A 15667-nucleotide genomic window follows, 5' to 3' on the forward strand; every position below is an offset into this window, starting at 1 on the left:
CGTTGGTCTTGATGGATTAGTCATTAAGCAGGAAAGCAACACTCTTTTAAAGCATAAAACCCATACCATACTTTGGAATGAAGCGTGCAGTAACGGTCAAACTCCAGCCCTCAAAGGAGCAGGAGAAAATCCTTTTTGAATTAGCTTATGCTACCGCAGTAATCTGGAACAAACTCAACTACCAGAGGCTCAAGCAATTCAAAGAATTCGGCAAAATCGACTTTAATGGGACGGAAAAAGAAGCTTACCACGAGTTCAAAAACTGGATTGGTGGCTCGACAGTCCAACAGTTAGCCCGAAAGAATGCCGAAAGCTGGAGGAGCTTCTTCTCCCTCAACAAAAAGAAAAAGACCGGAAAACTTCCCGAATGGTTCAAACCGAAACCACCAAAATTCGTTAGAGAAAAGAACGGCAGAAAACTCTTTGTAATTCCTCTCAGGAGCGACCAGTACAAAATCAAGGGAAACATTATTGAGTTGAGAAGACTCGGCAAGTTTGGAAGACTCGAAATCCAGTTCAAGGGGAAAATACACTTGAAAGGCAAGCAGGGCAGGTTGGAAATAATCTACGACCCCATAAAGCGAAAATGGTACGCTCACATCAGCTTCTCTAAAGTTGAAGAGAAACTGGAGAAGGACAAGTGGGTTGAACTCCCAAGAATCCCAAAAGGAAGCCTTTCGGCGGGAATCGACTTGGGAGTAAACAATCTCATGGCCGTTTATGTGGAAAATGGGGAAAGCTTCCTCCTGAATGGAAGGCCACTCAAGAGCATTGATTTTTACTGGAGGAGGAAACTTGCCGATTATCAGTCAAAACTTAATAAATCCGGAGCTAAAACGAGTAGAAAACTCAGAAGAATGCATGAGAAGGCCAAGCTACAAGCTAAGCATTACATTAACACTGCCGTTAGACAGACTGTTAAGAGGCTTTACGATTTGGGTGTTTCTAAGATTGTAGTGGGTTATCCTAAAGGCATTGCGAGAAATTCAAAGAGGGGCATTAAGCAGAACTTCATTCTCTCTCATGTGTGGCGGTTTAATTATCTTATTAAACGCTTGACTGAAGTTGCCGAAGAGTATGGTATTGAGGTTGAAGTTGTTGATGAGGCTTTCACTTCTCAGGTTTGCCCCCTCTGTGGCCAACGCCACATTAATGCTCGTTTTGTTAGAGGTTTGTTTGAGTGCCACAGAGAGGGCGTTGTGATGAATGCGGACTTGGTGGGAGCGTTTAACATTTTAAAGAAAGTTGTGAGAACCATAACCCCGAGCCTTCCAGCCTTATCGGGAGGTAGGGGTAATGGGGGGAAGGCCCTCCCCGAGGGGTTCGAAGAACCCAAATTTGAGAGGGTTCTTATGAAGACCCCTCAAACCTCCCCGTCATTGCCGAGGGGTTAACTCGTTGGAACCCGGCTTAAAGCGGGGAGGAGGTCAGCTCGACCCAGCTTCCCCATCTCCCGTAGTCCTTCCACCTCATCAGAAACTTGGCGTAGCAGTACTCGCATGCGAAGGCACAGCCGACGTACTGGTTGATCGTCCACTCCACTCCCGGAATCTTCGATTTGGTGTAGATGCTCTTGGTGTGCCTCTCTATAACCCGAACCTTCATAAGGACTTTTTGTCCATTCTCCTTAAAAGGTGAGCGGCATGAGGTTGAGGGTCCGCCGTCGGCCGGTTAAGTATGCAAGGCTTGAGGTAAGGCCGGACGGAACGGTTCTGGTCACTGCCCCGGATGGCTTCGACGTTGATAACCTGATCGAGAGGCACCGGGGCTGGCTTGAGGACAAGCTGGCCAAGATAGGTGAGCTCAGAGAGATTGCGGAGTCCGGTTTCCCCATCAACGGCGAGTTCTACCAGGTCATTCACGGAAGGAAGCCCAAAGTTCACGAGCGGTTCAAGACCGTCGTCCTATCCCCCAACCCCAATGACGTGGTTGACTGCCTGAAGAGGATTCTCAGGAAGGAGCTCCTACCCCTTGTGGATTCCTACGCCTGGGGGATGGGTGTCGAGCCCGGGAAGGTCTACATCAGGCATCAGAAGAGCCGATGGGGAAGCTGTTCCCCCAAGGGAAACCTGAACTTCAACGTTCGCCTCATAGCCCTTCCCCGGGAGCTGAGGGAATACGTTGTAATCCATGAGCTCGTCCATCTGAAACACATGAACCATTCGAAGGCCTTTTGGGAGCTCGTCGGGGAGTTTTACCCTGACTACAAAACCGCCAGAAGGGAGCTCAAGAAGTGGTGGACGATAGTCGAGCTGAACCCCCACTGGAAATGGCTGGCGCGGGGTGAAGTCTAGAGATGTGGCGTATAAAAGCAGGGAATCTACTCAAGCTCCTCGCACTGATGGCCGATGAAATCATCGTTGGCGTTTTCATCTTCCTGATACTCCCTGAAATAGGTGTGGAAATTCCCCTCTGGGCGGGCTTGCTTGTGATGTCTCTTCTTTTGGCCAAGGATTTCCTCATAGCGCCCTTCGTTCTCGGAGGGGGAGCGGACAAAAAGCCCCGTGCAGGCCCAGAGGGACTGATAGGGAGAACCGCCCTCGTTGTGGAAGACCTCTCCCCAGAGGGAGTTGTTAAACTCGATGGCGAACTCTGGAAGGCAGAATGCCTGGACGGAGTCGCCGAAAGGGGTGAGAGGGTTAGAATAATATCAGTCCGGGGCACTAAGGTTCTCGTAGAACGCCGAGGGTAGCCAGAACCCTCGCAACCTCCTCCGGGTTGTTGGTCGTGAACGAAACCGTCCAGCCCTTCCTCTGATGTATCGTGACGCAGCCCCTGGCCGGCAGGTTGAAGTGTATCGTCCCGTAGCAGGAGGTCCAGCCTTCCCCGACCCGGAAGCTCGCCATATTCTCGATGGGTACCGTCTTCCTGACTATAAGCCCAAGGATGCCCCTTATCCTCAGCTCGCGCTCGTCTATCTCGATTCTGATTGCCATGACGTCGAGGAGCAGGATTGCAACCCCCACCGTGGTCGCGAGCATTATTTCAAAGCCTTCTTCAGCCTGATACGTTGCATAAAGGCCTGCGAGCATTGAGATTATAGGAACAAGCAGAACGACCTGCAGAATCCTGCTCGTCAGGGTCTCCTCGTAGAGCGCCATGTTCTCACCGAAGGAACTTCTCGGTTAGAGCTTTAAAGGTTGGCTTCCAAACCCCTCCGGTGATAGCATGGTCAGGATAATGCCCATTGACAGGTTGAGCGACGAGGAGATTACAGGGATCCTGACGAAGTACAGAAAGATCGCCCTTGTGGGTGCTTCACCGAAACCAGAGCGCGCTTCCAACGATGTGATGCGCTACCTCCTCGAACACGGCTACGAAGTCTATCCAGTCAACCCCCGCTATTCCGAAGTCCTCGGAAGGAAGTGCTATCCGAGCGTTCTCGATATTCCCGATGACGTCGAGATAGTCGACCTCTTCGTAAGGCCCGAGTTCACGATGGACTACGTCGAGCAGGCGATAAAGAAGGGCGCAAAGGTCGTCTGGTTCCAGTTCAACACGTACAACCGGGAAGCGTTCAAAAAGGCCAAGGAAGCGGGCCTAACTGCAGTTGCCCACCGCTGCATAAAGCAGGAGCATGCGAGGTTGATTGGTTAGCTCCGATACCTCAGCACGTGGATGTCCCTGACGAGTTTGTGCCTCTCCTCGTAGTCGGTGTACCTTCCAACGACCTCGAAGCCGAGCTTGCCCAGCCACTTCCTTTCCTTTCTGTATATTCCCCCGCCGCTCAGCCTGTAGGCCGGGAAGACGAAGACAACCCGTCCGTTCCTTTTGAGAACGTCGCCAAAGCTCTCAAAGACGGGATAATAAAGCCTGTCCAGCTCGTTGGCAAGCTTTATCGCCTCTCCCCTGCTCGGGTTCCTCCTGAGAGGCTTTCCGAGGTAGGGTTCTGTAACTACCGCGTCGAACCTCTGGCGGAAGCAGCGCTTCAGCTTTCTCGCGTCGCAGACCTCAAGGTGTGCTGAGTTCTTCAGGCGGAACTCCTTTCTGAGCCATGCGAGGTTCTTCTTGGCGTCCCGTATTCTCTCAGGGTCGCGGTCGCCCCCATAAGCGCTGAGCCCCTGGAGGACGAACTCCTGAACTATCGTCCCTATTCCGCAGAAGGGGTCGAGGAAGGAGCCCTTCCTCACCTCTGTCAGGTTCACCATTATCCTCGCGAGCCTGGGCGGAATTGAGAGTATCGGCCTCTGAACCGGCCTCTCCACATCGAGCTTCTTCAGCTCGAACGGGTCGGTAACCTTCACCGTCTCGCTGACCCAGAAGCTCCCGTCCTCGCGGAAGAGGAAGACGAAGTCCTTGACCTCCGGAAAGCCCTTGAGGATTAGTTCAGCGGGCATGGCGTAAACTTTGGCGGGCTTGAAGAACTTTGAGGGGCCCTCCACCTTGAACTCTCTCTTTACCGCGCTCCCCATCTTCCGCCAGAGCTTCCAGTCGCCCTCACCGTAGAGGCTGACGGTGAAGAGCCTCGCGTATTCGAGGTCGCCTATGGCATCCTCGCCCTCGCCGACTATCCTGACCAGTTTGAGTGAACCCCCCAGCCAGCGGAAGTACCTCTCCACAGTGGGTGATGACTCAAATATCAGCCAGTCTCGCGCGGACTCGATAACTCTAACTTTAAGGTCGAACCTTCTGGTGAATGCATAAAATTCTGCCTCGCTGAGGCGTGGATTTTTGCCAAATATCACCGCGTACATGGTCGCATTCTTCGAGGGAGCCCTTAAAAACATTCCGAGGGTTAGGTTAATAAGATGCGAGGTGCAATAAAGAACAAGAACGGTGTGTAAAATCCACAACCGTACGGGGGATAGGCGGCATGATTGTCAAGGAAATTCTCGCCTCAGTTGAGGCGATTCCAGACCCCTATATAAAATCGGTAACGTATGCTAAAATAGGTGAGAGGCTTGCCAAGGCCAGAGAGGGCAGTTATAAAACCGCGTTTCTGAAGGCTCTCGAAACGGCGAAGGAAATAGAGGATCCCGTGAAGATGTTCCGGGCCCTTTTGTCGGTTGGGTATTCCCTCGGCAGGGCGGGTCTTAAGTCGTCCAAAAGGATATATCAGGGTGTTCTTGAGGACTCCCGCGTCCTCCCCGCACCCCAAAGGGATGTCATAATGAGGACTGCCGCTGCCTACATGCTCGCCCTGGGGGAGGTGGCCGAGGCAATCCTCTACGCGCTGGAGGTGAAGAACCGCACCCTCCGGAACGAGATCCTTCTTGAGGTTATCAGGGCCAACACAAAGATGATCGGAAGGGAGCAGCTAAAGGCCGCCTCCCGCATCAGAAAGAGCAAGCTTGCCCTTGAGTACATCGACGGTGAGCCCTACCGCTCCAAGGCCCTCCTCGAGCTGATCAAGGCCTACCTCGCCCTCGGGAGCTACGAAAACGGAATATCGATGATACTGGAGATAGAGGTGAAGGAGTGGGCGAGGCATGCCTTCAAGGAGGTGGCTTTCTACCTGAAGGATAGGGAGGTACTCGGTCACTACATAGATTCCCTTGAGGCCGTCGCCAACGGGCTGATTGAGAAGTTTGGGGAGGAGTTCACTGAGGAGCTTGCCCTCGCATTCGCCTTGAGTGGCGAGGGGGTTTCCGCCGCTGAACTCATAAGACGCCTGAAGAACAGCGAGGAGGTGTTTGTTAAAATCGCCCTCGACCTCCTTGAAAGGGACCACAACGTTCTCCCAGCTTTCATCTCTCCCCTTGAGGATGATGAAGCTGAACTCGTCGGGAGGGCCGTGATGAATCGCATTCTGGAAAGGCCCGAACTCGGGGGATGGGAGATAATCAGGGCCATAGGTAAGAGCACGTCCAGCGAGGAGGTATGGGCCAAGATTGCCCGCTACTACGTCATCACGGGTGAGCTGGAGGGCGCTATGAAGGTTGGAGGCCTGCTGAGGGACGAGAGGCTTCGCTCGATAGTCATGGCCGACATTGCCCACCATCTGGTCAAGAAGGGGGATGTTGAGCGTGCCATCGATGCCGCCCTCGAGGTTCGCGATCCCAAATTCTCGTCGATCCTGGTCTCTGAAATCCTGATAAAAGCTCTCGAACAGGAGCTTCCGGGGAGGGTTAAGCAGTGGAACGGCTCAAAGCACTGAGGAAGGCGAGGAGCAATCGGGTGGGATTTATAGCCGATATGATCTCCCTGCTCCTGGCAGATAAGGAGCTGTACTCCGACGAGGTTCTTTTCAGGGATGCGGTTGAGGAGATATACTCCACCCTGCGCTCGGAGGTCACGGAGAACGGCAGAAAAGACCTCGTCGAGGCCTACGAGCTGGCGGTTCTCCTCAAGGCGGTCGTGTCTGGCAGGGTTAAGGGTACCGAGGAGCTGCTGGTGGAGATTAGAAAGAACCTGCCTGGGTGATGGCATGCTCTTTGAGATCGAGGTTTCCACGAGGGAGAAGTTCCAGATAGTTGATATAACCTCCGAGGTCCAGACGCTCGTCTATCGCTCCGGAGTCAAGCATGGCATCGTCATCGTTTTTGTCAGACACACAACCACTGGTCTCCTGATAAACGAAGCTGAAAGCGGGCTTCTTCAAGATATCAGGGCCCAGATGAAAGAGCTGGTCCCGAAGGGTGCCGGCTACGCCCACGATCTCATAGACAGCAACGCCCACGCACACCTGCGGGCGACCCTCTTCCTGAACCCCGAGGTTGTCGTCCCCATAGACGGGGCCGAGCTCCAGCTCGGGACCTGGCAGCGGATACTCTTCATCGAGCTGGACGGCCCGAGGCGCAGGAAGATTCAGGTCATGGTGTGTCCATGTTCGGAGTTCCCAGGGGAGTAACGCGCCTTCAAACGTACTGGGCGTAGTACGCCAGCCTCTCGAGCAGGTCGTTGAATCCCTCGTAGGTGACCAGGGACAGCGGTATCGCCTCCTGCTCAAGGCGCTTTTTTATCGTTTCCCTGACTTCCTCGACCCGCTCCCTCGGCACGAGGTCTATCTTGTTGATGACGACGATTATCGGCTTCTCGTAGCGGAACTTGAGCATGTGGTGGAGCTTCTCCATGCCCCTATGCAGGCCGACGGTGGCATCGACCATGTGAATTACTATGTCCGCGGAGACTATCTCGTCGATTATCTCTCGGAACTTCTCCTCGCTCAGGACCTTCCCCCTCAGCTCCCTCTGGGGGTCGAAGAGGCCAGCGGTGTCTATGAGCACGAACTCATCGGCTCCTCCGAGGGGGTTCTTCATGCTCTTCGGTATCTTGAGCTTTCCGAAGCGCCGTCTTATCGTCCCCTTGGTTGTTCCTGGGAGGTTCTCTACCTCCGATATTTTGCCGCCTATGAGGGCGTTCATGAGCGTTGACTTGCCGGCGTTCTCGGCACCGATAATCGCAACCTTTATCATACCCTCACCCCACAGATATTTGCAAGATTGGCCTATAAAGGTGATGAGCATGCCCAAGCGGGTCAAACTCGGTCATCATTACTATTACATCGTTACGGTTGATGAGCTGAATTCCGGCGGTTTTCGCGGTAAGAACGTCGTAATCGAGGGCACCATAGAGGACAAGCCCCTTGTGGAGTTCCTTCCCATGGAGTTACCTGGTTACAGGACGACCTTTAAAGTTTCCGGCCTCAGGGTGGAGTTCTCGGGAAGTCCGTGCCTCGGAAAGGGCGAATGGGTGAAGGTCTACGGCAGATTCCTGGGAGACTGCATAATGGCGAGCGCCATTGAAACCGAAAGGGCGGTTTTCACAACGGAGGAATGAAAATGTCCATCATCGACCTTTTTATCGAGGCTGGGAACCTGAAAAAACTTCCCAGAACCGGCTGGCTCCTCCGGGGCGTTTCAAACCCAGAGAGCATAGCCGACCACAGCTACCGTGTTGCCCTGATAACCCTATTCCTGGCCGACGAACTGAGGGCGAAGGGCGTTGAGATAGACGTTGAGCGGGCTCTCAAGATAGCGGTTCTCCACGACCTCGCCGAGGCGAGGGTCACTGACATACCCCTGACGGCGCAGTACTACCTCGACAAGGGCAAGGCCGAGAAGAAGGCCGCGATGGAGCTTTTCATCAAAACACCAAACCCGAGGGAGTACTTCCGGCTCTGGCGCGAGTACGAGGAGGGCCTCAGCCTCGAGGGCAGGCTCGTAAAGTTCGCCGACAAGCTGGAGATGCTGGTCCAGGCTCACGAGTATGAAAATGCCGGCTTCAAAGACCTCGACGAGTTCTGGAGCGCGCTGGATTCCCTCATGGAGAGCGAGTTCTACGAGCACTTCCGGGAGCTTGTGGAGGAACTCGCCGGGTTGAGAAAACAAAACCGTTAACGTTAACTCTTTTGTTTGCTCAAAACGTTTAAATACACGCTTCTGCCCATTCCATTGGTGGTTCCAGTGAGGTGGAAAGGCATTGCTCTGATTGCGCTTCTCGTGCTCTCCGTTATCGCGGCGGGCTGCATAAACGGCTCTGAGAACTCAGGGCTCAAAGAGGCAACCCTCGTGGTATTTCACGCAGGTTCGCTGAGCATACCCTTCCAGCAGCTTGAGAAGGAGTTCTCGGATTACGCGGAAAAGAACCTCGGTTACAAGGTGACCTTCCAGGACGAGGCCAGCGGTAGCGTCGCGGCGGTGAGGAAGGTTACCGACCTGGGCAAGAAGGCCGACGTGGTCGGCGTTGCTGACTACACCCTCATTCCCCAGCTCATGGTTCCCAACTACACGGACTTCTACGTCATCTTCGCCACCAACGAGATAGTTATAGCGTTCACCGAGGAGAGCAAGTATGCGGACGAGATGAAGGCCCACCCAGAGAAGTGGTACGAGATACTGGCGAGGGACGATGTTTCCTTCGGCTTCTCGGACCCGAACCAGGACCCCTGCGGCTACCGCTCCGTCATGGTCATGAAGCTGGCCGATTACTACTACGACAAACCGATATTCGAGACCCTGGTCGAGAGGAACACGAACATATACTTCAACGGAAGCATGGTGGTCGCCCCCAAGGATATCCAGATAAAGAACGACAGGGTCGTCATAAGGCCCAAGGAGACCGATTTAACGGCCCTCGTCGAGAGCGGAAGCCTCGACTACTTCTTCATCTACAAAAGCGTGGCCGAGCAGCACAACCTCAGCTACATCACCCTCCCGAACGAGATAAACCTCAAGGACTTCAACAAGGCCGACTTCTACGGGAAGGTCAGCATCTACATCGGTTCTACCGGCAAGGTCATCAAGGCCAAGCCCATCGTTTACGGCGTTACCGTTCCTAAGGACGCGCCCAACAGTGAGCTGGCGATGGAGTTCCTCAAGTATCTCCTGGGCGAGAACGGCAGGCGGGTCTTCCAGGAGAACCACCAGGACTTCATCTGGCCGCCGGTTGCCTTCGGCAACGTTCCGGATGAGATAAAGCCCCTCGTTAAGGTGGAGGGGTGAGGTTTTTATTCCCCTCCCCCCTAAATCCAGAGGGATCGCCATGGGGACGAGGCACGACTACACGCTCTACTTCTTCGCAGCCCTGGGGAGCTTCCTCGTGGTTTACATAGCCCTGCCCCTGCTGGTCATACTGGCGAAGCAGGCCTCGGACTTCGACATGCTGCTCCGGGCCCTTCACGACGCCTACGTTATCGAGGCCCTCAGGAACTCCCTCCTGACCGCAACGGCGACAGCTTTGATCGCCCTTCTCTTCGGCGTTCCCCTTGGCTACGTTCTCGCGAGGAAAGAATTTCCCGGGAAAAGCCTCGTCCAGGCCCTAGTTGATGTTCCCATCGTCATCCCCCACTCAGTCGTCGGAATAATGCTCCTCGTTACCTTTTCGAACGCAATCCTCGACAGCTACACGGGGATAATAGCCGCGATGCTCTTCGTCTCCGCACCGTTTGCGATAAACGCCGCGCGCGATGGCTTTCTGGCGGTTGACGAGGGGCTGGAGCATGTTGCCAGAACCCTCGGTGCCTCCCGCTTAAGGGCGTTCTTCTCCGTGGCACTCCCGATGGCGTTTCCGGCCATAGCGAGCGGGGCCATAATGACGTGGGCGAGGGCCATAAGCGAGGTGGGTGCGATACTCATCGTTGCGTACTACCCCAAGACAGCTCAGGTTCTCGTCATGGAATACTTCAACAACTACGGCCTGAGATCCTCGAGACCGATTTCCGTTATCCTCATCGTGATGAGCCTCACAGTTTTCGTTATCCTGCGCTGGCTCGTGGGGAGGAAGGCCAATGCTTGAGGTAAAATCCGTTTCCAAGGACTGGAAGGAGTTCCGGCTGAGGGAGATAAGCTTTGACGTGAGCGAGGGGGAGCACTTCATAATCCTCGGCCCGAGCGGAGCAGGGAAGACGGTGCTCCTTGAGATAATAGCGGGCATAATCGAACCCGACGCCGGGAGGGTCCTTCTCAACGGTGAGGACATAACCCACTGGCCGCCGGAGAGGCGCGGTCTTGCATACATCCCCCAGAACTACGCCCTCTTCCCCCATATGAGCGTCTTCGATAACATAGCCTTCGGGCTCAGGCTCCGGAGGGTTCCGAGGGCGGAAATCGAGAGGAAAGTTAAGGAAATAGCCGAGGTTCTGGGCATAGCCCACCTTCTCCACAGAAAGCCAAAAACCCTGAGCGGCGGGGAGAGCCAGCGCGTGGCCATAGCGAGAGCCCTCGTTGTGGAACCCGAGCTTCTGCTCATGGACGAGCCCTTCGCGAACCTCGACGTCCAGACCCGCTCGAAGCTTCTGGGCGAGATGAAGCGCTGGAGACGGGAGCTCGGCTTCACCGCGTTGCACGTTACCCACTCCTTCGAGGAAGCGGTGAGCCTGGGCGACAGGGTGGGCGTTATGCTCGATGGGAGACTCGTCCAGACCGGCTCCGTTCGGGACGTCTTTTCGAGACCGGCGAGCGAGGAGGTGGCGCGGTTCCTCGGCTTCGAGAACATCATAGAGGGCACCGCGGAGGGAAGGGTTCTGAGGAGCAACGGCGTCGAGATAGAGCTTCCGGCGGAGGCGAGGGGAAGGGTTCGCGTTGGTCTAAGGCCGGAAGACATAATCCTCTCCCTGGGGCCCATTAGAACGTCCGCGAGGAACGAGTTCAAAGCCTTGGTTGAGTCGGTTGAAGAACTCGGCCCGCTCGTCAGGGTTCATCTGAGAATCGGCGGCCTGCATCTGAGGGCGTTCATAACCCGCTCCTCGATGTTGGAGATGGGAATAACGAAGGGACGGGAGGTCTACGTCAGCTTCAAGGCGAGCGCCCTTCACGTCTTCTGAGGCCCTCCGTCCTCAGCTTGTCCTTTATCTCCACGGGCAGGTTCTCGTATATCTCCTCTAGGGCGCTGATCAGTTCGACCAGTTCCCTCGCCGTCAGCACCTCCGTCTTCGGTCCCAGCTCAAGAACCAGCGCCTCGTACTCCTCGGGTGAAACCTCCTCCAGCTCATCGAGGTACTCTCCCTTCCTTGGTATCAGGTTGACCTCCCCCACCTGCCTCGATGCGGGTACCTCAAGCTCCTCCTCCGGAATCGGAGTCTCCTTCGGGCAGTCCAGCCTCTCCACGAGTATCTTTATGTCCACGACCGGCGTTCCGTCTATCGCGTCTATCCAGTCGATGTAAAGCCGGTTTCCCTCGATGCGGTTTATTCTGACGGCGTAGATGGCCAGGGGGTTGGGTCTTATCGGTGAGCGCGTGGCGAAAACTCCCCTGAGCGGGTTTTTGGGGTTGTTGTATGGATGGACCTTCAGGACGCTCCTCCTCCCCGGGGTGTCGCTGGCGTGAAACCAGAGGATCAGCTTTATCCAGTCCCCCTCGTTGAGGCCGTGGACGGCATCGCTGAACTCCGGGAGGATTTCGATAAAGGTCTCTCCGTTCTTCCTCACGTAGCCGACGGGAACGAGTTTGAAGGGCTCGAAGTTCATGGCCACCACCCGAAAAGAAAAAAAGGGACTCAGGTCCCGTGCTCCCAGCTCTCCAAGTATCTTCTCTGCTCCTCGGTGAGCTCCTCGGTTTTTATCCCCATCGAGGCCAGCTTAATCCTCGCCACCATCTCGTCTATCTCCCTCGGGAGCACGTAGACCTTTGGCTCAAGCTTCTCGTGGTTGTTCAGTATGTATTCAGCCGCCTTCGCCTGCAGGGCGAAGCTCATGTCCATAATCTCGGCCGGGTGGCCGTCCGCCGCGGCGAGATTTACGAGCCTGCCCTCGGCCAAGAGGTAGAGCCTCCTTCCATCGGCCAGCTTGTACTCGGTTATGTTCGGCCTCGGCTCGCTTATATCGACCGCCAGCTCCTCGAGGTCCGGTTTGCTTATCTCCACGTCGAAGTGGCCGGCGTTGGCCATTATCACGCCGTCCTTCATGACCTCGAAGTGCTCCTTCCTTATGCAGTTGATGTCGCCCGTGGAGGTGACGAAGATGTCGCCCACCTTCGCCGCCTCCATCATGTCCATGACCAGGAACCCGTCCATCCTCGCCTCTAACGCTCTAATCGGGTCAACCTCCACCACTATCACCGTCGCGCCGAGGCCCCTCGCCCTCATTGCTATACCCTTGCCGCACCAGCCGTAGCCGACAACGACGACGTTCTTACCCGCTATCAGCAGGTTGGTGGTTCTCAGGATTCCGTCCCACGTTGACTGGCCGGTGCCGTACCTGTTGTCGAATAGGTACTTGGTGTAGGAGTCGTTCACCGCTATGATCGGGAACCTCAGAACGCCGTCCTTCTCCATGGCGCGGAGCCTTATGACGCCCGTTGTCGTTTCCTCGCTCGCTCCCCAGAGCTCGTCTATCAGCTCAGTTCTCTCCTTCAGCACCGTCGAGACCATGTCGGCGCCGTCGTCTATGATGATGTTCGGCTTTATGTCGAGCGCCTTGTGCATGAACTCGTAGTACTGCTCCCTGTCCTCCCCGCGGATCGCGTAGACCTTGACTCCTGCCTTGGCGAGGGCGGCGACAACGTCGTCTTGGGTTGAGAGCGGGTTGCTGGCCGCCGCCGAGACCTCTGCACCGGCCGCCTTAAGCGTGAGGAGCAGGAAGGCGGTCTTCATCTCAAGGTGCAGCGTCGTCGCAATCCTGACTCCCTCGAAGGGCTTTTTCTCCTCGAAGTCCTTTCTTATTGCCTGGAGAACCGGCATGAACCTGGAGACCCAGTCTATCTTTTTCTCACCGCTGGGGGCCAGGTTGATGTCCTTAACGCAGTAATCCCTCGTGCAGTTCATCCTCATCACCGGTGAACCTTTAGGGCCATACCTTAAAACACTTGGGCTACCATTTTTGTGTATTCAATTTCATATTTAAAGTGGTTCATTCAATCTCCGGAAAGGTTTTTAGGTTGATGGCGCTATAACTGTTGGTGTTCCCATGATACTCGACCTCTCTGCCCCTATCTCGGAAAACACCCCGGTTTACCCGGACGACCCGCCCGTGAGTGTGAGGCTCTGGGCCGTCATCGACAGGGACGGCTACTACATGAACGTTCTGAAGATGGGGGAGCATTCCGGCACCCACGTTGATGCGCCGGCGCACTTCGTGCCCGGGGGGAAGACCATCGATGAGATGCCGCTTGAGAAGTTCATCGGGGAGGGCATCGTTCTGGACGTCAGGGATGGGGAGGGGCCTATAAGGCTCGACGAGATTCCGGATGGAGGCTACTTTGGAAAGATAGTGCTTTTCCTGACGAGCGGTAGGGAGCTCTCTCCAGAGGTGGCGCTGTTTCTTGTGGCTGAGGGCGTTAGGGCCGTTGGCACCGACTCCATGAGCATCGGGGACGATGCCGTCCACAGAATACTCCTCAGCGAGGAGGTGCCGGTGTTTGAGAACCTGACCAACCTGGAGGCCCTCGTAGGAAAAGACTTCACGTTCGTGGCGTTTCCCCTCAAAATCGAGGGCGGTTCGGGAAGCCCCGTCAGGGCAGTGGCCTTTGTGGAGTGAAATGCGCACTTGTTTTGTTTGATGCGGGCTTGTTGCCCCCTTATTCGCCTGTTCATGCCGCCTTAATCCTGATTAAACAGAGTTAAACGTTGTGAAACCTTTGTTAACAGTTAAAAGATAAAACTCTGCTCTCAAGACTTTTTTCTAAACAATTGCCAATGTACGTGGACGATTTCCTGAAAAAAGCTTAAATATGCCTTTTTTCATAGAGACAACGGGGTGAAGAGCCATGCTGGGAAAGAAAGTAGCGGCAATCCTGTTTGGGTTGCTGATGTTGGGGATGCCACTGACCGTTGGAAGCGTCAGTGCGGCGGAAGGAAGCGTTACGGTGATACTGGTTAGCGACAACGCGGCCGACAAAGCAATCGCCGAGTACCTGTCCAACGAAACGGGTGCGGTGATAGTCACGACAACGTGGGGCGTCTACGATCCGAACGTTACGGCAGAGATTATGAGCTACGCTCCAGACGAGGTGATAATAATCGGTGGTCCTGACGCCGTGGTCGATGAATACGTCGCGGACTTGGAGGAACTCAACATCACCGTCGAACGCTGGGGTGGCCAGAACAGGTACGAGACCAACCTCATGGTCATGGAGCGGGCCAAAGTTAAATTCAAGCTCGAGTTCAATAACAGCGTTTTCGTCGCTGGAAACGACACCCTGGCCATTCAGAACGCCCTTCAGCTCGCGGTTCAGAACGGGGCAGTGATGGTCTACGTTAACAAGAGCACCAACGTCACAAAGCTCATGGAGAAGTTCGAGATAAAGGAAGCGGCCATGGTCAAGACGCAGGCATCTGAGAGGGTCATGGAGCACGTTAGGGAGCAGCTCCACGAGTGCAACTGTACCGCCATGGAGGTTCAGGCCAACGTCACCAAGGAGACGGTTCTCCAGTTGATGGTTCAGGTTCAGGAGAGGCTCAAAACTATCGAGAAGATGGCAAACGAAACCAACTCAACCGCACTCATGGAGCAGGTTAGGGTCATGGAGATGACGATGGAGAAGGCCAACGGGGCACTTCAGGCCGGAAACTACACCGAGGCGTACCAGATGGTGCTTGAGCTCCAGGTTCGGACGGAGTTCAGCCTCAAAGCGGCGAACGGCGAGATGAGGATGGCGATAAAGAACGGTGAAAAGGCTGCCCTTGAGCGTGAGATAGGGAAGCTTGAGGCGCAGATAAGCGTCATGGAGAAGGCGGGAATAGACGTTAGCGCCATCAACGCGCTGATGGAGCAGCTCAAGGTTGCGATTCAGAACGGCCAGTACGACGAGGCCAGGGGGCTCGTAAACCAGATAACGGCCATGATAAAGGAAGCCTATCAGAAAGGGAGGCAGGACATTAAGAACAGCGCCCAAAAAACCCACGGAATGGGTTCATCTCGGCCGTGAACAAGTTAACACACGTTGGGCACCACCAACCCGGTATGGGCGATAAAATCAGCGGCTTGAATCAGCTTCTTTTTGCCGCTCCCTTCTCCTTTTCTTCTGCTCCCTGATGTACGGATACCTCGTTATGTGGCCGCAGTTGAGGCACTTGATGACAACGTGGCCGTTCCGGAGCCTCGCCCTGGCGTTGACGCCCGGGACGAGGAAGGTGTGGCAGCGTTTGCAGTAGCGTCTTTTCCACTTTCTGGGCATCCTTATCCTGGCTTTCTGCTGAACCGCGAGGGCTATCTCCACGTAGCGGTTGGCCAGCTCGGGCTCGTAGGGGAAGACCCTCTCCGCGAGGGTGAAGAGGGTCTCAATCCTCTCGCGGGCAATTCTGCGCTTTTCCCTCTGCTCCCTCTGGCGGATGAACTTTTTCTTACTCATG

20 protein-coding genes and 1 pseudogene are annotated in these 15667 nt (G+C 55.2%); 14 read left to right on the forward strand and 7 right to left on the reverse strand.

The annotated features are described in order from the left end of the window. The first annotated feature begins 77 nt into the window (after positions 1 to 77). Positions 78 to 1394 carry an RNA-guided endonuclease InsQ/TnpB family protein gene (locus FPV09_RS11365; protein ID WP_148883479.1) on the forward strand — a complete coding sequence of 439 codons (1317 nt, stop codon included), beginning with the start codon at positions 78 to 80 and terminating at the stop codon, positions 1392 to 1394. 34 nt (positions 1395 to 1428) lie between these two features. On the opposite strand, the pseudogene FPV09_RS11370 reads toward FPV09_RS11365, so the two are convergent. Continuing rightward, a pseudogene (locus tag FPV09_RS11370) lies at positions 1429 to 1605 on the reverse strand (radical SAM protein); the annotation flags it as partial. Positions 1606 to 1643: 38 nt separating this feature from the next. Between FPV09_RS11370 and FPV09_RS11375 the strand changes: the two are divergent. Further along, positions 1644 to 2294 carry a M48 family metallopeptidase gene (locus FPV09_RS11375; protein ID WP_148883480.1) on the forward strand — a complete coding sequence of 217 codons (651 nt, stop codon included), beginning with the start codon at positions 1644 to 1646 and terminating at the stop codon, positions 2292 to 2294. 2 nt (positions 2295 to 2296) lie between these two features. Next, positions 2297 to 2692: an NfeD family protein gene (locus FPV09_RS11380; protein WP_342781715.1), complete on the forward strand. Its 396-nt coding sequence runs from the start codon at positions 2297 to 2299 to the stop codon at positions 2690 to 2692. Here the strand turns inward: FPV09_RS11380 and FPV09_RS11385 are convergent. Beyond that, complete coding sequence (locus FPV09_RS11385; protein ID WP_148883481.1) at positions 2664 to 3101, reverse strand: hypothetical protein; 438 nt, start codon at positions 3099 to 3101, stop codon at positions 2664 to 2666. The two genes, FPV09_RS11380 and FPV09_RS11385, sit on opposite strands and share 29 nt — an antisense overlap. 67 nt (positions 3102 to 3168) lie before the next feature. On the opposite strand from FPV09_RS11385, the gene FPV09_RS11390 reads away from it, so the two are divergent. Beyond that, positions 3169 to 3597, forward strand: a complete 429-nt coding sequence (locus FPV09_RS11390; RefSeq protein WP_148883482.1) for a CoA-binding protein — start codon at positions 3169 to 3171, stop codon at positions 3595 to 3597. Here the strand turns inward: FPV09_RS11390 and FPV09_RS11395 are convergent. Next, the gene (locus FPV09_RS11395; RefSeq protein WP_148883483.1) at positions 3594 to 4694 is read right to left on the reverse strand and encodes a TRM11 family SAM-dependent methyltransferase; all 1101 of its coding nucleotides are present in this window, start codon (positions 4692 to 4694) and stop codon (positions 3594 to 3596) included. The two genes, FPV09_RS11390 and FPV09_RS11395, sit on opposite strands and share 4 nt — an antisense overlap. Positions 4695 to 4813: 119 nt before the next feature. On the opposite strand from FPV09_RS11395, the gene FPV09_RS11400 reads away from it, so the two are divergent. The 3 genes from FPV09_RS11400 to FPV09_RS11410 are packed head-to-tail and all read left to right on the forward strand — an operon-like array spanning position 4814 to position 6790. Beyond that, positions 4814 to 6097 (forward strand): prenyltransferase, encoded by a 1284-nt coding sequence (locus tag FPV09_RS11400; protein ID WP_148883484.1) that lies wholly within the window; start codon positions 4814 to 4816, stop codon positions 6095 to 6097. Beyond that, positions 6076 to 6363 (forward strand): hypothetical protein, encoded by a 288-nt coding sequence (locus FPV09_RS11405; protein ID WP_148883485.1) that lies wholly within the window; start codon positions 6076 to 6078, stop codon positions 6361 to 6363. The genes FPV09_RS11400 and FPV09_RS11405 overlap by 22 nt, the downstream gene beginning before the upstream one ends. A gap of 4 nt (positions 6364 to 6367) precedes the next feature. Next, on the forward strand, positions 6368 to 6790 hold the full coding sequence (locus FPV09_RS11410) for a secondary thiamine-phosphate synthase enzyme YjbQ (RefSeq protein WP_148883486.1): 423 nt from the start codon (positions 6368 to 6370) through the stop codon (positions 6788 to 6790). A 7-nt stretch (positions 6791 to 6797) separates the two neighbouring features. Here the strand turns inward: FPV09_RS11410 and FPV09_RS11415 are convergent, their stop codons facing one another. Next, complete coding sequence (locus FPV09_RS11415; RefSeq protein ID WP_148883487.1) at positions 6798 to 7355, reverse strand: Era-like GTP-binding protein; 558 nt, start codon at positions 7353 to 7355, stop codon at positions 6798 to 6800. A gap of 49 nt (positions 7356 to 7404) precedes the next feature. Between FPV09_RS11415 and FPV09_RS11420 the strand changes: the two genes are divergently transcribed. The 5 genes from FPV09_RS11420 (at position 7405) to wtpC (ending at position 11203) form a co-directional block, all read left to right on the forward strand. After that, a complete protein-coding gene (locus FPV09_RS11420; protein WP_058938761.1) occupies positions 7405 to 7719 on the forward strand; it encodes a hypothetical protein in 315 nt (104 codons plus the stop codon). Positions 7720 to 7721: 2 nt separating this feature from the next. After that, entirely contained in the window at positions 7722 to 8279 is a 558-nt protein-coding gene (locus tag FPV09_RS11425) for an HD domain-containing protein (RefSeq protein ID WP_148883488.1), read from the forward strand. A gap of 66 nt (positions 8280 to 8345) precedes the next feature. Beyond that, a complete protein-coding gene (wtpA, locus tag FPV09_RS11430) occupies positions 8346 to 9383 on the forward strand; it encodes a tungstate ABC transporter substrate-binding protein WtpA (protein WP_148883866.1) in 1038 nt (345 codons plus the stop codon). Between the two features lie 40 nt (positions 9384 to 9423). Beyond that, the gene (gene wtpB / locus FPV09_RS11435) at positions 9424 to 10176 is read left to right on the forward strand and encodes a tungstate ABC transporter permease WtpB (RefSeq protein ID WP_058938764.1); all 753 of its coding nucleotides are present in this window, start codon (positions 9424 to 9426) and stop codon (positions 10174 to 10176) included. Next, positions 10169 to 11203: a tungstate ABC transporter ATP-binding protein WtpC gene (gene wtpC / locus FPV09_RS11440; protein ID WP_148883489.1), complete on the forward strand. Its 1035-nt coding sequence runs from the start codon at positions 10169 to 10171 to the stop codon at positions 11201 to 11203. The genes wtpB and wtpC overlap by 8 nt, the downstream gene beginning before the upstream one ends. Here wtpC and tsaA read toward each other — a convergent pair. Together tsaA and FPV09_RS11450 are read right to left on the reverse strand one after the other, a co-directional pair. Then, positions 11175 to 11846, reverse strand: coding sequence for a tRNA (N6-threonylcarbamoyladenosine(37)-N6)-methyltransferase TrmO (gene tsaA, locus FPV09_RS11445; RefSeq protein ID WP_148883867.1), 672 nt, complete (start codon positions 11844 to 11846; stop codon positions 11175 to 11177). The genes wtpC and tsaA overlap by 29 nt on opposite strands. 29 nt (positions 11847 to 11875) lie before the next feature. Beyond that, complete coding sequence (locus FPV09_RS11450) at positions 11876 to 13141, reverse strand: adenosylhomocysteinase (protein ID WP_148883868.1); 1266 nt, start codon at positions 13139 to 13141, stop codon at positions 11876 to 11878. Between the two features lie 142 nt (positions 13142 to 13283). On the opposite strand from FPV09_RS11450, the gene FPV09_RS11455 reads away from it, so the two are divergent. Together FPV09_RS11455 and FPV09_RS11460 are read left to right on the forward strand one after the other, a co-directional pair. After that, positions 13284 to 13853 (forward strand): cyclase family protein, encoded by a 570-nt coding sequence (locus FPV09_RS11455; RefSeq protein ID WP_058938768.1) that lies wholly within the window; start codon positions 13284 to 13286, stop codon positions 13851 to 13853. Positions 13854 to 14082: 229 nt separating this feature from the next. After that, on the forward strand, positions 14083 to 15243 hold the full coding sequence (locus FPV09_RS11460; protein ID WP_148883490.1) for a cell wall-binding repeat-containing protein: 1161 nt from the start codon (positions 14083 to 14085) through the stop codon (positions 15241 to 15243). 48 nt (positions 15244 to 15291) lie between these two features. On the opposite strand, the gene FPV09_RS11465 is transcribed toward FPV09_RS11460, so the two are convergent. After that, positions 15292 to 15666: a ribonuclease P protein component 4 gene (locus FPV09_RS11465; protein ID WP_148883491.1), complete on the reverse strand. Its 375-nt coding sequence runs from the start codon at positions 15664 to 15666 to the stop codon at positions 15292 to 15294. Between the last annotated feature and the right edge of the window lies 1 nt (position 15667).

This window comes from Thermococcus aciditolerans, from assembly GCF_008152015.1.
In the GTDB taxonomy this organism is placed as follows: Archaea; Methanobacteriota_B; Thermococci; order Thermococcales; family Thermococcaceae; genus Thermococcus; species Thermococcus celericrescens.

Coding starts and splice junctions, on each gene's coding strand:
- FPV09_RS11365 (WP_148883479.1), top strand. CDS start 78: ATGAAGCGTGCAGTAACGGTCAAACTCCAGCCCTCAAAGGAGCAGGAG.
- FPV09_RS11375 (WP_148883480.1), top strand. CDS start 1,644: ATGAGGTTGAGGGTCCGCCGTCGGCCGGTTAAGTATGCAAGGCTTGAG.
- FPV09_RS11380 (WP_342781715.1), top strand. CDS start 2,297: ATGTGGCGTATAAAAGCAGGGAATCTACTCAAGCTCCTCGCACTGATG.
- FPV09_RS11385 (WP_148883481.1), bottom strand. CDS start 3,101: ATGGCGCTCTACGAGGAGACCCTGACGAGCAGGATTCTGCAGGTCGTT.
- FPV09_RS11390 (WP_148883482.1), top strand. CDS start 3,169: ATGGTCAGGATAATGCCCATTGACAGGTTGAGCGACGAGGAGATTACA.
- FPV09_RS11395 (WP_148883483.1), bottom strand. CDS start 4,694: ATGTACGCGGTGATATTTGGCAAAAATCCACGCCTCAGCGAGGCAGAA.
- FPV09_RS11400 (WP_148883484.1), top strand. CDS start 4,814: ATGATTGTCAAGGAAATTCTCGCCTCAGTTGAGGCGATTCCAGACCCC.
- FPV09_RS11410 (WP_148883486.1), top strand. CDS start 6,368: ATGCTCTTTGAGATCGAGGTTTCCACGAGGGAGAAGTTCCAGATAGTT.
- FPV09_RS11415 (WP_148883487.1), bottom strand. CDS start 7,355: ATGATAAAGGTTGCGATTATCGGTGCCGAGAACGCCGGCAAGTCAACG.
- FPV09_RS11420 (WP_058938761.1), top strand. CDS start 7,405: ATGCCCAAGCGGGTCAAACTCGGTCATCATTACTATTACATCGTTACG.
- FPV09_RS11425 (WP_148883488.1), top strand. CDS start 7,722: ATGTCCATCATCGACCTTTTTATCGAGGCTGGGAACCTGAAAAAACTT.
- wtpB (WP_058938764.1), top strand. CDS start 9,424: ATGGGGACGAGGCACGACTACACGCTCTACTTCTTCGCAGCCCTGGGG.
- wtpC (WP_148883489.1), top strand. CDS start 10,169: ATGCTTGAGGTAAAATCCGTTTCCAAGGACTGGAAGGAGTTCCGGCTG.
- tsaA (WP_148883867.1), bottom strand. CDS start 11,846: ATGAACTTCGAGCCCTTCAAACTCGTTCCCGTCGGCTACGTGAGGAAG.
- FPV09_RS11450 (WP_148883868.1), bottom strand. CDS start 13,141: ATGAACTGCACGAGGGATTACTGCGTTAAGGACATCAACCTGGCCCCC.
- FPV09_RS11455 (WP_058938768.1), top strand. CDS start 13,284: ATGATACTCGACCTCTCTGCCCCTATCTCGGAAAACACCCCGGTTTAC.
- FPV09_RS11460 (WP_148883490.1), top strand. CDS start 14,083: ATGCTGGGAAAGAAAGTAGCGGCAATCCTGTTTGGGTTGCTGATGTTG.
- FPV09_RS11465 (WP_148883491.1), bottom strand. CDS start 15,666: ATGAGTAAGAAAAAGTTCATCCGCCAGAGGGAGCAGAGGGAAAAGCGC.